The organism is Streptomyces sp. NPDC005302, assembly GCF_040607345.1.
Classification (GTDB): domain Bacteria; phylum Actinomycetota; class Actinomycetes; order Streptomycetales; family Streptomycetaceae; genus Streptomyces.
Genome location: NZ_JBEXGN010000001.1, coordinates 110,833 through 127,516, shown reverse-complemented (window position 1 = coordinate 127,516; position 16,684 = coordinate 110,833). Strand labels below are relative to the sequence as shown.

At 73.1% G+C, this 16,684-nt stretch carries 15 protein-coding genes; 13 read left to right on the top strand and 2 right to left on the bottom strand.

What is annotated here, in order from left to right; translation table 11 throughout:
• The first annotated feature begins 35 nt into the window (after positions 1 to 35).
• The 8 genes from ABZT74_RS00525 (at position 36) to kynU (ending at position 8,601) form a co-directional block, all read left to right on the top strand.
• Positions 36 to 1,091: a carbon monoxide dehydrogenase gene (locus ABZT74_RS00525; protein ID WP_356432656.1), complete on the top strand. Its 1,056-nt coding sequence runs from the start codon at positions 36 to 38 to the stop codon at positions 1,089 to 1,091.
• 497 nt (positions 1,092 to 1,588) lie between these two features.
• On the top strand, positions 1,589 to 2,383 hold the full coding sequence (locus ABZT74_RS00520; RefSeq protein ID WP_355880230.1) for an aldose 1-epimerase: 795 nt from the start codon (positions 1,589 to 1,591) through the stop codon (positions 2,381 to 2,383).
• A gap of 10 nt (positions 2,384 to 2,393) precedes the next feature.
• Positions 2,394 to 2,966, top strand: a complete 573-nt coding sequence (pyrE, locus tag ABZT74_RS00515) for an orotate phosphoribosyltransferase (RefSeq protein ID WP_355880233.1) — start codon at positions 2,394 to 2,396, stop codon at positions 2,964 to 2,966.
• Between the two features lie 182 nt (positions 2,967 to 3,148).
• On the top strand, positions 3,149 to 4,171 hold the full coding sequence (gene fbaA, locus ABZT74_RS00510; protein WP_355880236.1) for a class II fructose-bisphosphate aldolase: 1,023 nt from the start codon (positions 3,149 to 3,151) through the stop codon (positions 4,169 to 4,171).
• A gap of 110 nt (positions 4,172 to 4,281) precedes the next feature.
• Complete coding sequence (locus ABZT74_RS00505) at positions 4,282 to 5,874, top strand: MFS transporter (protein WP_356170698.1); 1,593 nt, start codon at positions 4,282 to 4,284, stop codon at positions 5,872 to 5,874.
• Between the two features lie 108 nt (positions 5,875 to 5,982).
• Positions 5,983 to 6,396, top strand: a complete 414-nt coding sequence (locus ABZT74_RS00500) for a DUF3151 domain-containing protein (protein ID WP_355880242.1) — start codon at positions 5,983 to 5,985, stop codon at positions 6,394 to 6,396.
• Positions 6,397 to 6,563: 167 nt separating this feature from the next.
• Positions 6,564 to 7,409 carry a tryptophan 2,3-dioxygenase family protein gene (locus ABZT74_RS00495; protein WP_356170696.1) on the top strand — a complete coding sequence of 282 codons (846 nt, stop codon included), beginning with the start codon at positions 6,564 to 6,566 and terminating at the stop codon, positions 7,407 to 7,409.
• On the top strand, positions 7,402 to 8,601 hold the full coding sequence (gene kynU / locus ABZT74_RS00490; protein WP_356432653.1) for a kynureninase: 1,200 nt from the start codon (positions 7,402 to 7,404) through the stop codon (positions 8,599 to 8,601). The genes ABZT74_RS00495 and kynU overlap by 8 nt, the downstream gene beginning before the upstream one ends.
• A gap of 161 nt (positions 8,602 to 8,762) precedes the next feature.
• Here kynU and ABZT74_RS00485 read toward each other — a convergent pair whose 3' ends face one another.
• Positions 8,763 to 9,371 carry a TetR/AcrR family transcriptional regulator gene (locus ABZT74_RS00485; protein WP_356432650.1) on the bottom strand — a complete coding sequence of 203 codons (609 nt, stop codon included), beginning with the start codon at positions 9,369 to 9,371 and terminating at the stop codon, positions 8,763 to 8,765.
• A gap of 195 nt (positions 9,372 to 9,566) precedes the next feature.
• On the opposite strand from ABZT74_RS00485, the gene ABZT74_RS00480 reads away from it, so the two are divergent.
• The 4 genes from ABZT74_RS00480 to ABZT74_RS00465 all read left to right on the top strand — a co-directional run bounded on the left by ABZT74_RS00480 (position 9,567) and on the right by ABZT74_RS00465 (position 14,165).
• Complete coding sequence (locus tag ABZT74_RS00480) at positions 9,567 to 10,487, top strand: alpha/beta hydrolase (RefSeq protein WP_356170688.1); 921 nt, start codon at positions 9,567 to 9,569, stop codon at positions 10,485 to 10,487.
• A gap of 407 nt (positions 10,488 to 10,894) precedes the next feature.
• The gene (locus ABZT74_RS00475) at positions 10,895 to 12,133 is read left to right on the top strand and encodes a histidine kinase (RefSeq protein ID WP_356170881.1); all 1,239 of its coding nucleotides are present in this window, start codon (positions 10,895 to 10,897) and stop codon (positions 12,131 to 12,133) included.
• Complete coding sequence (locus tag ABZT74_RS00470) at positions 12,130 to 12,831, top strand: response regulator transcription factor (RefSeq protein WP_356170685.1); 702 nt, start codon at positions 12,130 to 12,132, stop codon at positions 12,829 to 12,831. Before ABZT74_RS00475 ends, ABZT74_RS00470 begins: the two co-directional genes overlap by 4 nt.
• Before the next feature lie 92 nt (positions 12,832 to 12,923).
• A complete protein-coding gene (locus ABZT74_RS00465; protein WP_356170682.1) occupies positions 12,924 to 14,165 on the top strand; it encodes a cytochrome P450 in 1,242 nt (413 codons plus the stop codon).
• A gap of 34 nt (positions 14,166 to 14,199) precedes the next feature.
• Here the strand turns inward: ABZT74_RS00465 and ABZT74_RS00460 are convergent, their stop codons facing one another.
• Positions 14,200 to 15,063, bottom strand: a complete 864-nt coding sequence (locus ABZT74_RS00460) for a diacylglycerol kinase family protein (protein WP_356432646.1) — start codon at positions 15,061 to 15,063, stop codon at positions 14,200 to 14,202.
• Between the two features lie 200 nt (positions 15,064 to 15,263).
• On the opposite strand from ABZT74_RS00460, the gene ABZT74_RS00455 reads away from it, so the two are divergent.
• Complete coding sequence (locus tag ABZT74_RS00455) at positions 15,264 to 16,547, top strand: adenylosuccinate synthase (RefSeq protein ID WP_356432643.1); 1,284 nt, start codon at positions 15,264 to 15,266, stop codon at positions 16,545 to 16,547.
• Positions 16,548 to 16,684: the final 137 nt, after the last annotated feature.

Below are 16,684 nucleotides of genomic sequence, written 5' to 3'. Positions count from 1 at the left end.
TGCGGTCCGGGGCGTGCTGGGTAGGCTCGGCTGACATGGAGCATGAGGTGTTCGTTCCGTTTCCCGTCGGACCGCTCAGGGAGGCGCTGGCCGACCCCGTCCGGGTCGCCCGCGCCGTGCCGGGGCTCCAGCAGGACGCGTCGGCCGGCGCCGACGCCGGGCAGGATGCGGCGGCGGCCCCGCAGCCGCTGCCCGTACGGGCCGCAGGGCGGCTGAAGGTCCGCGTCGCCGGTCACACGATCACCTACCGCGGAGCCCTTCGGGTCACCGCCCAGGCCGACGGGTCCTACGCCGTCGAGGCCGACGGCACGGAGGTGCGCGGCAGGGGCGTGGTGAAACTGGCGCTCACCCTGCGACTGACGGCGTCCGAGGGCGGTACGACGCTCACCTACGGCGGCACGGCGTCCGCCGACGGCCGCGTCACCGAACTCCCGCGGGACTCGGTCACCGCGGCGGCCCGCCGCCTGCTGACCCGCTTCACGGAGTCCCTGACGACGGGCCTCGCGCCGGAGAACGGGGAGTCCGAGGCCCGGCCCCACACCGGGACCGGGCCGCACGCCGCCGCCGGTGGACCCGTGCCCGGGAGCGACCCGGAGGACTCCGTGCCGAGCGGACCCCGGCCCGCCTCCGACACCGAGTCCGAGGCCGATGCGGAAGCGGGGCCCGAGAGCGGCCCCCGCGCCGGGACCGAGGCGGCGGACTCCGCGGAGAGAACCGAAGGGGAGGACTCCGGCGAGGGCACCGAACCGGTGCCCGGTGCCGAGGCGTCCGGCCTCTTCGAGACCGACGTACCGCCCTCGTCCCTCGACCCGTCGGCCGAGGACGACGACTTCGGGGGAGAGGCCTTCGTCGTGGAGGACGGGGCACCGGGGGCCGACGACGCGATGGCCGAGGCGGCCCATGCGCGGCGGACGATGATCGGACGCAGCGCGGAGGAGGTGGACCACGCCCCGCCGCGCGGCCGCTACGCCCCCGTGCCGCCCCCGGAGGCGACCGCCGCCCGCGCCACCCTCCGCTGGGCGGCCCCCGCCGCGGCCATCGCCGTGGCCTCGGCGATCGCCGTGACCCGCGCCCTGCGCAAGCGCCGCTAGACGACGGGAGCCTTCGCCGACCCTCGCGCAGAACGCCGGTGCGCGGCGGGCGGGCGGGGCGGGTCGCCGCCTGGCGGCGGATGACGGTCGTGTCCGTGACCGTGAGCGCCGACCGCCGGGTAGGCCGCCGGCGCGGTGCCGGACGGCCTCGGTGACGGCAGCGGCCTCGCTGACGGATGGCGGTCGGGCGGCTGACTGCGTGCGGGGATCGTGGGCGCCGGCCGACGCCCGTCGTGGTCGCGACACCCGTGTGTCGGCCGCCGCTTCTGTGGGTGGGACGGTCAGGGGCGTGTGCGGTGAGCCCGGGTCCCCGCCGGCGTCCCGTCTTGGCGCGATACCCGTGTGTCGGCCGGCGCTTCTGTGGGTGGGGCGGTCAGGGTGCGTGTGGTGAGCTCGGGTCCATGCCGGCGTCCCGTCGTGGCGTGGCGCTCGTGTGTCGGTCGGCGCCTCCGAGGGTGGGACAGCGAGGGGTGGGGGTCGGCCAGTAGGGTCGGCGTGTGAGCGACGAAGACATCACGCTGACCGCGGGTGACGCGGAGGTGACCGTGACGCCGGGCAACGGCGGACGGATCGGCAGTCTGCGGGTCGACGGCGTCGAACTGCTGCGGCAGGGCGCGAAGTTCGGGTGCTTCCCGATGGTCCCCTGGTGCGGGCGCATCCGGGACGGCCGGTTCCTCGACGGCGCGACCGTCCGGCAGATGCCGCTGAACTCCCCGCCGCACGCCATCCACGGCACCGCCCGCGACGGCGCCTGGAGCACAGCCCGCGTCACCGCCGACGAGGCCGTGATCACGTACGACCTGGTGGAGCCCTGGCCGCACCCCGGCCGGGTCACCCAGGCGCTCGCCCTCACCGGGGACGCGCTGACGGTCACCATGTCCGTGGAGACGTACGGGGATTCGTTCCCCGCCCAGATCGGCTGGCACCCCTGGTTCCACCGGAACCTGGGCGACGGCGGCGCCGACGTGCGGGTCGACTTCCTGCCCGCGTGGCAGGAGGAGCGCGGTGACGACCACCTGCCCACCGGCCGCCGCCTCGACCCGCGGCCCGGCCCCTGGGACGACTGCTTCGGCATGCCCGACGGAGTCGACGTCACGCTCACCTGGCCGGAGCGGCTGGAGCTGAAGGTCACCAGCCGCGAGGAGTGGGCCGTCGTCTACGACGAGCAGGAGGCCGCCGTGTGCGTGGAGCCGCAGACCGGCCCGCCGAACGGTCTCAACACCCACCCGCGCCTGGTCACCCCCATCGAGCCCCTCGAAGCCACCATGACCTGGAGCTGGCGGCGCCTCTAAGCTGGCGGGCATGAGTGACGTCAACGCAGGAACGCCGTCAGGCACACGCGGCGAGCTGCTGCAGCAGATCAAGGACAAGGCCGTGGTGCACGGCAAGGTGACCCTCTCCTCGGGTCTGGAAGCCGACTACTACGTGGACCTGCGCCGCATCACGCTGGACGGCGAGGCCGCCCCGCTCGTCGGTCAGGTCCTGCTCGACCTGACCGAGGGGCTGGACTACGACGCGGTGGGCGGCCTGACCATGGGCGCCGACCCGGTCGGCACGGCCGTACTGCACGCCGCCGCCGCGCGCGGCCGCAAGATCGACTCGTTCGTCGTCCGCAAGGCCGCGAAGGCGCACGGCCTCCAGCGCCGCGTCGAGGGTCCCGACATCAAGGGCCGGCGCGTGCTCGTGGTCGAGGACACCTCGACCACCGGCGGCTCCCCGCTCGAAGCGGTCCAGGCGGTCCGGGAGGCGGGTGCCGAGGTCGTCGGCGTCGCCACGATCGTCGACCGCGCCACCGGAGCCGCCGAGAAGATCGAGGCGGGCGCCGGTGTGCCGTACCTCTTCGCCTACTCCAAGGACGAGTTGGGGCTCGACTGACGACGACCCCGCGGGACCCCGCCGCGGGCGGGGTCCCGTATGCCGGACACGGGGTGCGGACCAGGCGGGCCCGTCTGGAAAGATGGGGCCGACGATGACGTCGCCCCCCTAGGTCAGGGCCATAGCACCAGTCCCGTACGGCAGCAGCAGTACGCAGACCCGCACATACAAGGAGCGGACAGATGCCCATCGCAACCCCCGAGGTCTACGCCGAGATGCTCGACCGGGCGAAGGCAGGCAAGTTCGCCTACCCGGCCATCAACGTGACCTCGTCCCAGACCCTGCACGCTGCGCTGCGCGGCTTCGCGGAGGCGGAGAGCGACGGCATCATCCAGATGTCCACCGGTGGCGCGGAGTTCCTGGGCGGCCAGCACAAGAAGGACATGGTGACCGGCGCCGTCGCGCTCGCCGAGTTCGCGCACATCGTCGCCGCGAAGTACGACATCACGGTCGCGCTGCACACGGACCACTGCCCCAAGGACAAGCTGGACGGTTACGTACGTCCGCTCCTCGAGGTCTCCGCCGAGCGTGTCGCCAAGGGCCTGAACCCGCTGTTCCAGTCCCACATGTGGGACGGCTCCGCCGAGACCCTCGCCGACAACCTGGCCATCGGCCAGGAGCTGCTCGCCAAGGCCGCCGCCGCCAAGATCATCCTTGAGGTGGAGATCACCCCGACCGGTGGCGAGGAGGACGGCGTCAGCCACGAGATCAACGACTCGCTGTACACGACCGTCGACGACGCGCTGCGCACCGCCGAGGCCCTCGGCCTGGGCGAGAAGGGCCGCTACCTGCTGGCCGCGTCCTTCGGCAACGTGCACGGTGTGTACAAGCCGGGCAACGTCGTCCTGCGCCCCGAGCTCCTCAAGGACCTCCAGGAGGGTGTGGGCGCCAAGTACGGCAAGTCGAGCCCGTTCGACTTCGTCTTCCACGGCGGCTCCGGCTCCACCGCCGAGGAGATCGCCACCGCGCTGGAGAACGGCGTCGTGAAGATGAACCTCGACACCGACACCCAGTACGCCTTCACCCGGCCGGTCGTGGACCACATGTTCCGCAACTACGACGCTGTCCTGAAGGTCGACGGCGAGGTCGGCACCAAGTCGAAGTACGACCCGCGTACCTGGGGCAAGCTCGCCGAGGCCGGCATGGCCGCGCGCGTGACCGAGGCCTGCGCCGCCCTGCGCTCCACGGGCACCCGCCTCAAGTAGTCGCGCACCTGCTCGCGCGTCCGCGGCCGCACGTCCGCGGTCGCGCCCGCCCGCCCTCGGAAGGGCCCGGTACCCCGCGCGGTGCCGGGCCCTTCCGTATGCTCCGGGGTATGGCTGTGCCCGAGCGGGACGCATCGGACGACGGACCCGACCCTGGCGTCGGACCTGCCCTACGGATCGGCTCCCCGGCGGGGAAGTGGGTCCTGCTGACGACGGTGCTCGGCTCCAGCATGGCCCTGCTGGACTCGACGGTCGTCAACGTCGCCCTGCCGGCCATCGGCCGCGACCTGGACGCGAGCCTCGCCGCGCTCCAGTGGACCGTCAACGGCTACATGCTCTCGCTGGCCGGGCTGATCCTGCTCGGCGGCTCGCTCGGCGACCGGTTCGGACGCCGGAAGGTCTTCGTCGTCGGCGTGGTGTGGTTCGCCGCCGCGTCGCTGATGTGCGGGCTCGCGCCGAACGTCGGCATCCTCATCGCGGCCCGCGTGCTCCAGGGTGTCGGCGGGGCGCTGCTCACCCCCGGCTCGCTGGCGATCATCCAGGCCTCCTTCCACCCCGCCGACCGGGCCCGGGCCGTCGGCCTGTGGTCGGGCTTCGGGGGCGTCGGGGCCGCCGTCGGGCCCTTCCTCGGCGGCTGGCTGGTGGACGGGCCGGGCTGGCGCTGGGTCTTCCTGCTGAACATCCCCGTCGCGCTGGTCTGCGTGCCCGTCGCCCTGCGGCACGTCCCGGAGTCCTCCGGCACCTTCGACGCGGGGAAGGCGGCCGACGGGAGCGCCGCGCCGCGCCGCCGCTTCGACGTCCTCGGAGCCGTCCTCGGCGCGGCCGCGCTCGCCCTGGTGACGTACGCCCTGATCGAGGCCCGGAGCGGCTCCGTGCTCGTGCCGGTGACGGCGGTCGCGGGTGTCGTGGCGGGCGTGGCGTTCGTGCGGGTCGAGCGGCGGCGGCCCGATCCGATGATGCCGCCGGACATCTTCTCCTCGCGCCAGTTCACGGCGGTGAACCTGGTGACGCTGTGCGTCTACGCGGCCTTCGGCGGCTTCTTCTTCCTGACCGCGCTCCAGCTCCAGGTGGTGGCGGGCTACTCCGCGCTGCAGGCCGGCACCGCCCTGCTGCCGATCACCGTTCTGACGCTGCTGTTCTCCGCCCGCTCCGGTGAGCTGGCCCAGCGCATCGGACCGCGCATCCCGCTCACCGTCGGCCCCCTGCTGTGCGCGACGGCCATGCTGCTGATGCTGCGGGTCGGCGAGGACGCCTCGTATCCCACGGACGTGCTGCCCGCGCTGCTGGTGATGGGCGTCGGCCTGGTCACCCTGGTCGCGCCGCTGACCGCGACCGTGCTGGCCTCGGTGGACACCGGCCGGGCGGGGCTCGCGAGCGGCATCAACAACGCGGCGGCCCGCGCGGCCGGCCTCGTCGCCGTGGCCGCGCTGCCCGTGCTCACCGGGATGGGGGAGGACGCGTACCGCTCGGCGGACGCCTTCGACGCCGCGTTCCGGCGGGCGATGCCACTGTGCGCGGGCGTGCTGGTGGTCGGCGCGGTGATCGCCTTCACGACGGTGCGCCGTCCCGCCCCCGACTGCCGGCGCCCCGAGTGCCGCACCCACGGCTCGATCCTGGCGCCTCCGCTGGAACCCCGCCGCACCGGCCAGGGCACCCTGGGCCCGGCGGGCCCGAACACCTCCGGCGACGGCCCGACACCCTGACCGCGCCCGGGCCCGCGCGAAGCCCCCGACCGCGCCCCGCCCGGAAAGGTGCCGTTGCCGCTCCGCCGGGCGGTGGGCGGAGCGCGGGCATGCGCCAGACTGGAACCCATGACGATTCACGAGAACCTCCTCGGGGGACCGCCCCCGACCCATCTCCCCGACGACCCGGAGCCGCGCGAGCTCCTCGCGAACGGCACGGCCCCCGCCGATGTCGCCGCCAAGTACCCCACCTCCTCACTCGCCTGGGCGCAGCTCGCCGACGAGGCGTTCGAGCGGGGCAGCGTCGTCGAGTCGTACGCCTACGCCCGTACGGGCTACCACCGCGGTCTGGACTCCCTGCGCCGCAGCGGCTGGAAGGGCCACGGCCCGGTGCCGTGGGAGCACGAGCCGAACCGCGGCTTCCTGCGCGCCCTGCACGCCCTCGCCCGCGCCGCGCAGGCGATCGGCGAGCAGGAGGAGTACGAGCGCTGCAGCTCGTTCCTGAAGGACTCCTCGCCGACTGCGGCCCAGACGCTGGGCTAGCAACGGGAGCCCTGCCCGGGGGCTCCGACGCGGGTCCGCCTGGTGTGACCAGGCGGACCTTGCGGTTTCGGGGGACGATTGTGGAGGATGCCCGGTGGGGACCGGGGCCCCCGTGTCGGTAACGGCAGGGGCGGACCGCTACCCGGAGCACAACGCAGGAGACAGCGATGTCCCACCAGGCTCAGCCCACGCAGGCTCAGGAGCCCGAGACCCCGCATCTCGACTTCCAGGGCACGACGCCGTACGAGGACTACGTACAGGCCGACGTGCTCACCCACCTCCAGCACACCCTCTCCGACGACCCCGGAGAGATGGTCTTCCTGGTGACGACCCAGGTCATGGAGCTGTGGTTCACGGTCATCGTCCACGAGTGGGAGACGGCGGCCAAGGCGCTGCGCTCGGACGACATCCCCGTCGCGGTGGCCGCGCTGAAGCGTTCCGTACGGCAGCTGGAGGCGCTCAACGCGTCCTGGCGCCCGCTCGGACAGCTCACCCCCGCGCAGTTCAACTCCTACCGCTCGGCCCTCGGCGAGGGGTCCGGCTTCCAGTCGGCGATGTACCGGCGCATGGAGTTCCTGCTCGGCGAGAAGTCCGCGTCCATGCTCGTCCCGCACCGGGGCGCGACGCGTGTGCACGCCGAGCTGGAGAAGGCCCTGCACGAGCCGAGCCTGTACGACGAGGTGCTGCGGCTCCTCGCGCGCCGTGGGCACGCGATCCCGGCCGCCGTGCTGGAGCGTGACGTGTCGCGGCGCTACGAGCCGTCGCCCGAGGTCGAGGCGACCTGGACGGCGCTGTACGCCGGTGACGAGAACGACGAGCTGGCGCGTCTCGGCGAGGCGCTGACCGACGTGGCCGAACTGGTGTGGCGCTGGCGCAACGACCACCTCGTCGCCACCCGGCGGGCGATGGGCTCGAAGACCGGCACCGGCGGCTCCGCCGGGGTGGCCTGGCTGGAGAAGCGCGCGCAGAAGAACGTGTTCCCCGAGCTGTGGACGGCGAGGTCCTATGTCTGAGCGAGCCCCCGAGTCCCTGGCCGAGCGGGCGGCGGAGCTGGACGCCGCCGACGAACTCGGCAAGCTGCGCGAGCGGTTCGTTCTCGACGACGTGGTGTACCTGGACGGGAACTCGCTCGGCGCGCTGCCGGTCGACGTCCCCGGCCGGGTCGAGGACGTCGTCCGCCGTCAGTGGGGCGAACTGCGCATCCGCTCCTGGGAGGAGAGCGGGTGGTGGACCGCGCCCGAGCGGATCGGCGACCGCATCGCCCCGCTCGTCGGCGCCGCGTCCGGGCAGATCGTGGTCGGCGACTCGACCAGCGTCAACGTCTTCAAGGCCCTGGTGGGAGCGGTCCGGCTCGCCCCCGAGGGCCGGGACGAGATCCTGGTCGACGCGACGACGTTCCCGACCGACGGGTACATCGCGGCCTCGGCCGCCCGTCTGACCGGGTGCGAACTGCGCCCGGTCGAACCGGCCGAGGTGCCCTCGGCGCTCTCCCCGCGCACGGCGGCCGTCCTGCTCAACCACGTCGACTACCGCACGGGCCGGCAGTACGACCTCCCCGCCCTGACCGGCGCGATCCACGCGGCGGGCGCGCTCGCGGTGTGGGACCTGTGCCACAGCGCGGGCGCCCTGCCCGTCGGGCTGGACGAGCACGGCGTGGACCTGGCGATCGGCTGCACCTACAAGTACCTGAACGGCGGCCCCGGTTCGCCCGCGTACCTGTACGTCCGCTCCGGCCTCCAGGACCGCTTCGACTCCCCGCTGCCCGGCTGGAACTCGCACGCGGAGCCCTTCGGCATGAGCCCGTCGTACGCGCCCGCGCCGGGTGCGCTGCGGGGCCGCGTCGGCACGCCGGACATCCTCTCGATGCTGGCTCTCGAAGCGGCCCTGGAGGTGTGGGACGGCGTCTCGGTCGACTCGGTCCGCGCCAAGTCCCTCGCCCTGACGGACTTCTTCCTGGAGTGCGTCGCGGCCTACACCCCCGAGGGCCGCGTCGAGTCGGTGACCCCGGCCGCCCACGCGGAGCGGGGCAGCCAGGTGGCGCTGCGCTGCGCCGACGCGGGCCCGGTCATGAAGCGGCTGATCGACCGGGGCGTCGTCGGCGACTTCCGCCACCCGGACATCCTCCGCTTCGGCTTCACCCCGTTGTACGTGGGCTTCGCGGAGACGGAGAGGGCGGCCCGCGTCCTGGCGGAGGTCCTGGCCTAGCAGCCGAGGGGCGGGGGGGGGGGGGGGGGCAGCTCTCCGGCGTTCGAGGAACCGGGTCCGGGGCGGAGCCCCGGGGACGGGCAGGGGCGGAGGGGGCGAGGACCCGTCCGCCCGCCCCACCGGCCCGCGGGAGAAGTCGCACCCCCCCCGGGCGCGAGGGGTCACCCGGCGACGACGAACGCCCCCGCCGCCGCGGCGGCCACCGCCGCGCCGGCGGCCCGCTCGGCATCGGCGGCACTCGGCACCGCCCCACCGGTGAGCAGCCCGTAGTACAACGGCGCCGAAACAGCCCGCACGACCGCTCCCGCGTCCGTTCCCACCGGCAACTCACCCCGGGACACACCCTGTTCGACGCAGGGCGCCCACTCGGCGACCCGCACCTCGTAGAACCGGCGCAACGCCTCCGCCGTCCGCGCGTCGCACGCTCCGGCGGCGATCACCGCCCGGAACAGCGGCCCCTGCCGGGGATCGGCGAGCGTCCGCCGTACGAGGTCGGCGTTGGCGCGCAGGTCTCCGAGCACGCTGCCGGTGTCCGCGCGGGGAAGCGACTGCTCGGCCATGTCGCCGAGCAGGTCGGCGACCAGGGCCGTCACGGAGCCCCACCGGCGGTAGACGGTCGTCTTGCCGACCTCGGCCCGCCGGGCGACGTCGGCGAGGTCGAGGTGCGCGAAACCCTCCTCGGCGAGCACGTCCCCGGCGGCACTGAGGACGGCCGCGCGGACACGTGCGGTGCGGCCGCCGGGACGTACGGTGCCGGGCTCGGCGGACATGTCGGTCTCCTTCGCGGATCACGTACGGACGGCAGGGGTGCCGACCGCCAGCGTAACGAAACAGCAGAACCGTTTAACCCTCACCGAGCGTCACAACCCCGTGTCGACGCACGTCACCGGCCTGATACCGTCCCGGCCAACGGCCGAATTCTTCCCTGGTCCGCCAAATCCGTTTCACCGCTGAGAGGTTGGAGCATGCAGGACGACGCCGCACCCCAGGACGGCTCCGACGCCGAAGAGGCGTCGGCCTTCTCCCACCCGGCCGTGGACCCCGACGTCACGGTGGCGTACGGCGACCACCCCGACCAGGTGATCGACTTCTACGCCCCGCGCGACCCCGACCCGGCGATCCCCACGCCCCTCGTGGTCCTCCTGCACGGCGGCGCGTGGCGGGCTCCGTACGACCGCCGGCATGTCACCCCGTTCGCGGACTTCCTGACCCGGCGCGGCTTCGCCGTGGCGAACGTCGAGTACCGGCGCGGCGAGGCTCCGGCGCCCGCGTCGGGTGGCCCGATCCCCGCGCAGGGCGGGCCGGTGGACCCCGCGGGTCCGGTCGCCGGACGCTGGCCCGACACCTTCGACGACGTGGCCGCCGCGCTGGACGCGCTGCCGGCGCTCGTGCGTGAGGCGGTGCCGGGGGCCGACCCCCGCCGCCTGGTGGTCGTCGGGCACTCGGCGGGCGGGCACCTCGCCCTGTGGGCCGCGGCGCGTCACCTGCTGCCCGCCGACGCGCCCTGGCACATCGAGCGCCCCGCGCCGTTGCGCGGGGTCGTGGCGCTCGCTCCGATCGCGGACTTCGAGGTCGCGGAGAAGCTGGGTGTCTGTGGCGGGGCGGCTCGGCAGTTGCTCGGCGGGGAGGCCGGGTTCGACGAGCGTCTGCCGTACGCCGACCCCGTCCGGCTGTTGCCCACCGGGATCGCCACCACCCTGGTCCAGGGGCGGAACGATGTCGTGGTGCCGCAGGCTGTCGCCGAGGCGTATGCCGATGCGGCGGCCAAGGCGGGTGAGGTGGTCGGCCTGACGCTCCTGGAGGACGTCGGTCACTTCCCTCTCATCGATCCGGCTGCCGACGCCTGTGCGGTGGTTGCCGAGGAGATCGCCCAACTGGCCTGGTAAGCAGCCCAGTTGACACCGGGCGGCTCGTCGGCCCTGCCCTGTCGGGCACAGACTTTCTTCGCCCCCTCCGCCCCTGCCCTTCCCGTCCCCGGGGCTCCGCCCCGGACCCCGTTCCTCAAACGCCGGAGGGGCTGGAAATCACGGCCCCGTTCCACGGCCCCGTTCCTCAAACGCCGGAGGGGCTGGAAATCACGGCCCCGTTCCACGGCCCCGCTCCTCAAACGCCGGAGGGGCTGGAAATCGCGTGTCCGCTCCTGGTCCCGGGGCGTGTAGTACCTGAGACGGACCCCGAAGGACCCTCCTCGGAGGTGACGACCGGGGGCCGCCCGCCGCCTACCGTTTCGAACGTGACCGACACCAGCCACCCCGGCCCGGAGTACCGCCTCGTCGCGGACCTGCGGCAGGACATGTTCCGCGACGTCTTCGCCTACCGTCCGCTGCCCCCGATGCGCACGGACGGCCCCCTCACCCGCCGTCTCTCCGGGACCCTGCGCGCCTGTGCCGCCTGGACCCCGCACGCGGCGGTGGTGGCGGCCGGCCTGATCGCGATGGCCGCGGGCTACACCGCCGCCGACGGCGACAGCGGCTTCGGGCCCCTGTTCTGCGGCCTCCTCGCCCTGCTCCCCGTGCTGGCCACGCTGACCCGCCCGATCGGCGCGTTCTGGCTCTCGATCGCGGCGGCCCCGGTCGTCGCGCTGTTCGGCGGCGTCATGGGCGACTGGCCGTGGGCGCCGGGGAGCTTCGTCGCGCAGGTGACGGTGATGACCGTCGTGGCACTGCGCAGCCGCCCCCGCGTCGCCGTGTGGATGTGGCTGCTGACGGCGGCGTACGGCATGTTCTCCGAGGCCCTGTTCGGAGGCGGCTACTACGGCTCCAACACGTTCCCGCTGCTGTTCGTCTCCGCACTGGCCCTGCTCGTCGTCACCGTCCGCAACATCCGCCGCGCGGCGGAGCAGGAGGTGACCGCGCACCAGTCGGAGACGGCGCAGGAGCGTTCCCGGCGCACCCTGCTGGAGGAGCGCACGACGATCGCCCGCGAGCTGCACGACGTCGTCGCGCACCACATGTCGGTGGTCGCCATCCAGGCGGAGGCGGCGCCCTACCGGGTGCAGAACCCCCCTCCCGAGCTGGAGCAGGCGTTCGTCACGATCCGCGAGAACGCCGTCGCCGCGCTCACCGAACTGCGCCGGGTGCTGGGCGTGGTGCGGGCCGAGGACTACGAGGCCCCGGACGCCCCGCAGCCCACGCTCGCCGACCTGGACGCGCTCCTCGCCAACGTGAGGGAGGCGGGCCTGACCGTGGAGAAGGCGGTCACCGGAGCGGTGCGCGAGCTGCCGCAGGGCGTCGAGCTGTCGGCGTACCGGATCGTCCAGGAGGCGCTGAGCAACGCCCTGCGGCACGCGCCGGGCGCGCCGGCCCGGGTGGAGATCGGTTACGTCCTCGGCGGGCTCGGCCTGCGGATAGTCAACGGCCCCGCGCCGGTGACGTCGCTGGAGAAGTCCTCGCACGGCGCTGGGCACGGCATCACCGGCATGCGCGAGCGGGTCACGATGCTGGACGGCGAGATGACGGCGGGGGTGACGGACGACGGGGGCTACGAGGTGGCGGTGTTCCTGCCGGTGCCGTCGGCGGAGGAGACGGCATGACGCGGGACACGCTCGGCGGCGGCACGGACGGCGGCACGATCCGGGTACTGATCGCCGACGACCAGATGATGGTCCGTGAGGGCTTCTCGGTGCTGCTCGGCGCGATGCCGGACATCGAGGTGGTGGGCGAGGCGGTCAACGGCCGCGAGGCGGTGGACCAGGTCCGCGAACTGGCCCCGGACGTCGTCCTGATGGACATCCGCATGCCGGAGATGAACGGCATCGAGGCGACCCGGGAGATCGTCGCGGCGGACGGCGCCGCGAAGGTCCTGGTGCTGACGACGTTCGACCTCGACGAGTACGTGTACCAGGCGCTGCGCGCGGGAGCGTCCGGCTTCCTGCTGAAGGACGCGTCGGCACGCCAACTCGCGGACGGCGTACGGGTGGTGGCGGCCGGGGAGGCGCTCCTCGCCCCCTCGGTCACCCGGCGGCTGATCACGGAGTTCTCCAAGCTGGCGGACACTCCCCGGATGTCGGCGACGGCGCACGCGGCCTACGGGGACCTGACCGACCGGGAGACGGAGGTGCTGGTGCTGATCGCGCAGGGACTGTCGAACGCGGAGATCGCCGGGCGGCTCGTCGTGGCGGAGTCGACGATCAAGACCCATGTCAGCCGCATCCTGGTGAAGCTGGGCCTGCGGGACCGTACGCAGGCGGCCGTGTTCGCGTACGAGGCCCGCCTGGTCACCCCGCGCTGACGCCCCCCGGCCCGACCCGGCCCGTCCGCCGCCGGGCACCTCGCCCCGGTCACCCCTGTTCAGCGGGGGTCGCCTCGGGCTAGCGTCCGGTCATGGCAGCTTTGGAGACGTCCGCCTCGAAGAGTCCGGCCCCGGGGGCCTTCGACCCGTGGGACCCGGCGTTCGTGGCGGATCCGTACCCGGCGTACGAGGAACTGCGCGCGCGGGGCCGGGTGCACCACTACGAGCCGACGAACCAGTGGCTGGTGCCGCATCACGCGGACGTGTCGGCCCTGCTGCGGGACCGCAGGCTCGGCCGGACCTACCAGCACCGGTTCACGCACGAGGACTTCGGCCGGACGGCGCCGCCGCCGGAGCAGGAGCCGTTCCACACGCTCAACGACCACGGGATGCTGGACCTGGAGCCCCCGGACCACACCCGGATCCGCCGGCTGGTGTCGAAGGCGTTCACCCCTCGCACGGTGGAGCGGCTGAAGCCGTACGTGGAGGGGCTGGCCGGTGAGCTGGTCGGCCGGCTGGTGGAGGCGGGCGGCGGCGATCTGCTGACCGACGTGGCGGAGCCGCTGCCGGTGGCCGTGATCGCGGAGATGCTGGGCATCCCGGAGTCCGACCGCGCGCCGCTGCGGCCCTGGTCGGCGGACATCTGCGGGATGTACGAGCTGAACCCGTCCGAGGAGGTCGCGACGCGGGCGGTCCGCGCGTCGGTGGAGTTCACCGAGTATCTGCGGGTGCTGATCGAGGCCCGGCGCAAGGAACCGGCGGACGACCTGATCTCGGGGCTGATCGCGGCGCACGACGCGGGCGACCGGCTCACCGAGCAGGAGATGATCTCCACCTGCGTCCTGCTGCTGAACGCGGGGCACGAGGCGACGGTCAACTCCACGGTCACCGGCTGGTGGAACCTGTTCCGGCACCCCGCGCAGCTGGCCGATCTGCGGGCCGATCACACGCTGATCCCGTCGGCGGTCGAGGAACTGCTCCGCTACGACACCCCGCTCCAGTTGTTCGAGCGCTGGGTCCTCGACGACATCGAGATCGACGGGACGACGGTGCCGCGGGGCGCGGAGATCGCGCTGCTCTTCGGTTCGGCGAACCGTGACGCCGAGGTGTTCGCCTCCCCGGACACGCTGGACCTGTCCCGGGCGGAGAACCCGCACATCTCCTTCAGCGCGGGCATCCACTACTGCATCGGCGCCCCGCTGGCCCGCATCGAGCTGGCCGCGTCCATGAGCGCGCTCCTGACCAGGGCTCCCGGGCTCCGGCTCACCGAGGAGCCGGTCCGCAAGCCGGGCTTCGTGATCCGCGGTCTGGAGGGCCTGAAGGTCGAGGTGTGAGGTGTGACGGCCTCCGCGCCGGCGGAAGGGCCCCTCAGCGCGGCGTGGGCAGCGTCAGCCCCCAGGCCGACTCCCGCACCGTCCACGTCCGGGTCCGTACCGGGCCGCTCACCACGGAGTCCGCGCGGTAGCGGAAGTCGGCACCGGAGACCGTGACCCGGTGTCCGATCAGCCGGAGCGGGGCGGCCTCGGCGCCCACGGACACCGGACGGACCTCGATCACGGCGCCGGTCCCCGACGCCCCGGGGGTCACCGACACGGCCTCCACGGGCTGGTCCAGGTCCACCACGCACACGCCGTCGACCTCGATCCGCAGCCGGGAGGGACTGTGGGCGGGGCCCACGGCCGGTCGGGCGGGACGGGAGGCGAGCGTGCGCACCAGCGACTGGCAGGTGCGCAGCCAGGGGTGGGCGCCGTCCTCTCCCGGCTCCCCGGTCGGGACCGTGCCCAGCGCGGCGGCCGGCCGGGCGGGCAGGGACGGGATGCGCAGCGCGCCGAGCACCACGCCGTCGCTGTCGTCCACGAGCAGGTCGAGGCGGCGCTCGGCGCCGTCGAGGACGGTCCGCGCCGCCGCGACGGCGCCCGTCGGCACACCGAGCGCGCGGGACAGCGCCAGCACGCCGCCCACGGGCACGAGGGACAGCCCGCACCCGGCCAGCTCGCGCTGCCGGTGGAGCAGGGCCACCGCCCGCAGCAGGGCGCCGTCGTCCCCGATCACGACGGGGCGCCGCGCACCCCGTCGGAGCAGCGCCCGGGCGAATTCCTCGGGTCCCTCCGGAAGACACACTTTGGTCGCCGCACCCGCGCTGAGCACGTCTTTCGCGATGCGCACGGACTCGCCGTCCGTCCGTCGGGCGACCGGGTCGATGACCACCAGAAGCTGGTCGGAAGCCGCCACCTCGGTCCTGCCTCGCTTCCTCGGGTAGCATCTTTGTGCAAGAGCCCCTTGCGCTATTGCGCCAGGGGCTTCGTCTATTCCGGGGCATCCGGTCCGACGGTCGCGGCCAAAGGTGGTCGCCGGCGTACTCAGCTGTGTCACGAAGCAGCCGCGTACGTCCCCGACCTTGGACATGCCCCGCCCGGAAGGGGTGTACGCCTGTGCCCGCACTTGTGCTGCTCGGTGCTCAGTGGGGTGACGAAGGCAAGGGAAAGGCCACCGACCTGCTCGGTGGATCCGTGGACTATGTGGTGCGCTACCAGGGCGGCAACAACGCCGGCCATACGGTAGTCGTGGGCGATCAGAAATACGCCCTCCACCTCCTCCCTTCCGGAATCCTCACGCCGGAGTGCACTCCGGTGATCGGCAACGGAGTCGTCATCGACCCGTCGGTCCTGTTCTCCGAGCTGAACGGACTGAACGAGCGCGGTGTCGACACCTCCAAGCTCCTGATCAGCGGAAACGCTCACATCATCACGCCGTACAACGTCACCGTGGACAAGGTGACGGAACGCTTCCTCGGTAAGCGGAAGATCGGCACCACCGGACGCGGCATCGGTCCGACCTACGCGGACAAGATCAACCGCGTCGGCATCCGCATCCAGGACCTCTACGACGAGTCGATCCTCATCCAGAAGGTCGAGGCGGCGCTGGAGGTCAAGAACCAGCTGCTCACCAAGCTCTACAACCGGCGCGCCATCGAGGTGAACCAGGTCGTCGAGGAGCTGCTGGCCTACGCGGACCGGCTCCAGCCGTACGTCGCGGACACCGTGCTCGTGCTGAACCAGGCGCTGGAGCAGGACAAGGTCGTGCTCTTCGAGGGCGGCCAGGGCACGCTCCTGGACATCGACCACGGCACGTATCCGTTCGTGACGTCGTCGAACCCGACCGCGGGCGGCGCCTGCACGGGTGCCGGTGTCGGCCCGACCAGGATCAGCCGGGTCATCGGCATCCTCAAGGCGTACACGACCCGGGTCGGCTCGGGTCCGTTCCCGACCGAGCTGCTGGACGCGGACGGCGAGGCGCTGCGGCGCATCGGCGGCGAGCGCGGTGTGACGACCGGCCGTGACCGGCGCTGCGGCTGGTTCGACGCCGTCATCGCCCGCTACGCGACCCGCGTGAACGGCCTGACGGACTTCTTCCTCACCAAGCTGGACGTCCTGACCGGCTGGGAGGAGATCCCGGTCTGCGTGGCGTACGAGATCGACGGCAAGCGCGTCGAGGAACTCCCGTACTCGCAGACCGACTTCCACCACGCGAAGCCGATCTACGAGACGCTTCCCGGCTGGTCCGAGGACATCACCAAGGCCAAGACCTTCGCGGACCTCCCGAAGAACGCCCAGGCGTACGTCAGGGCCCTGGAGGAGATGTCCGGCGCCCCGATCTCCGCGATCGGCGTCGGCCCGGGCCGTGACGAGACGATCGAGATCAACTCGTTCATCTAGTACGGGACCTCAGGCGGACCAGCGCCCCCGGCCGGATCTCCGGCCGGGGGCGCTGCCGTGCCCGGGGTCCGCCGGGGAGGTGAACGCGTCCTGAAGGCAGGGGGCGGGGTGTCCCGGGGCGGCGCGAACTGACCGTT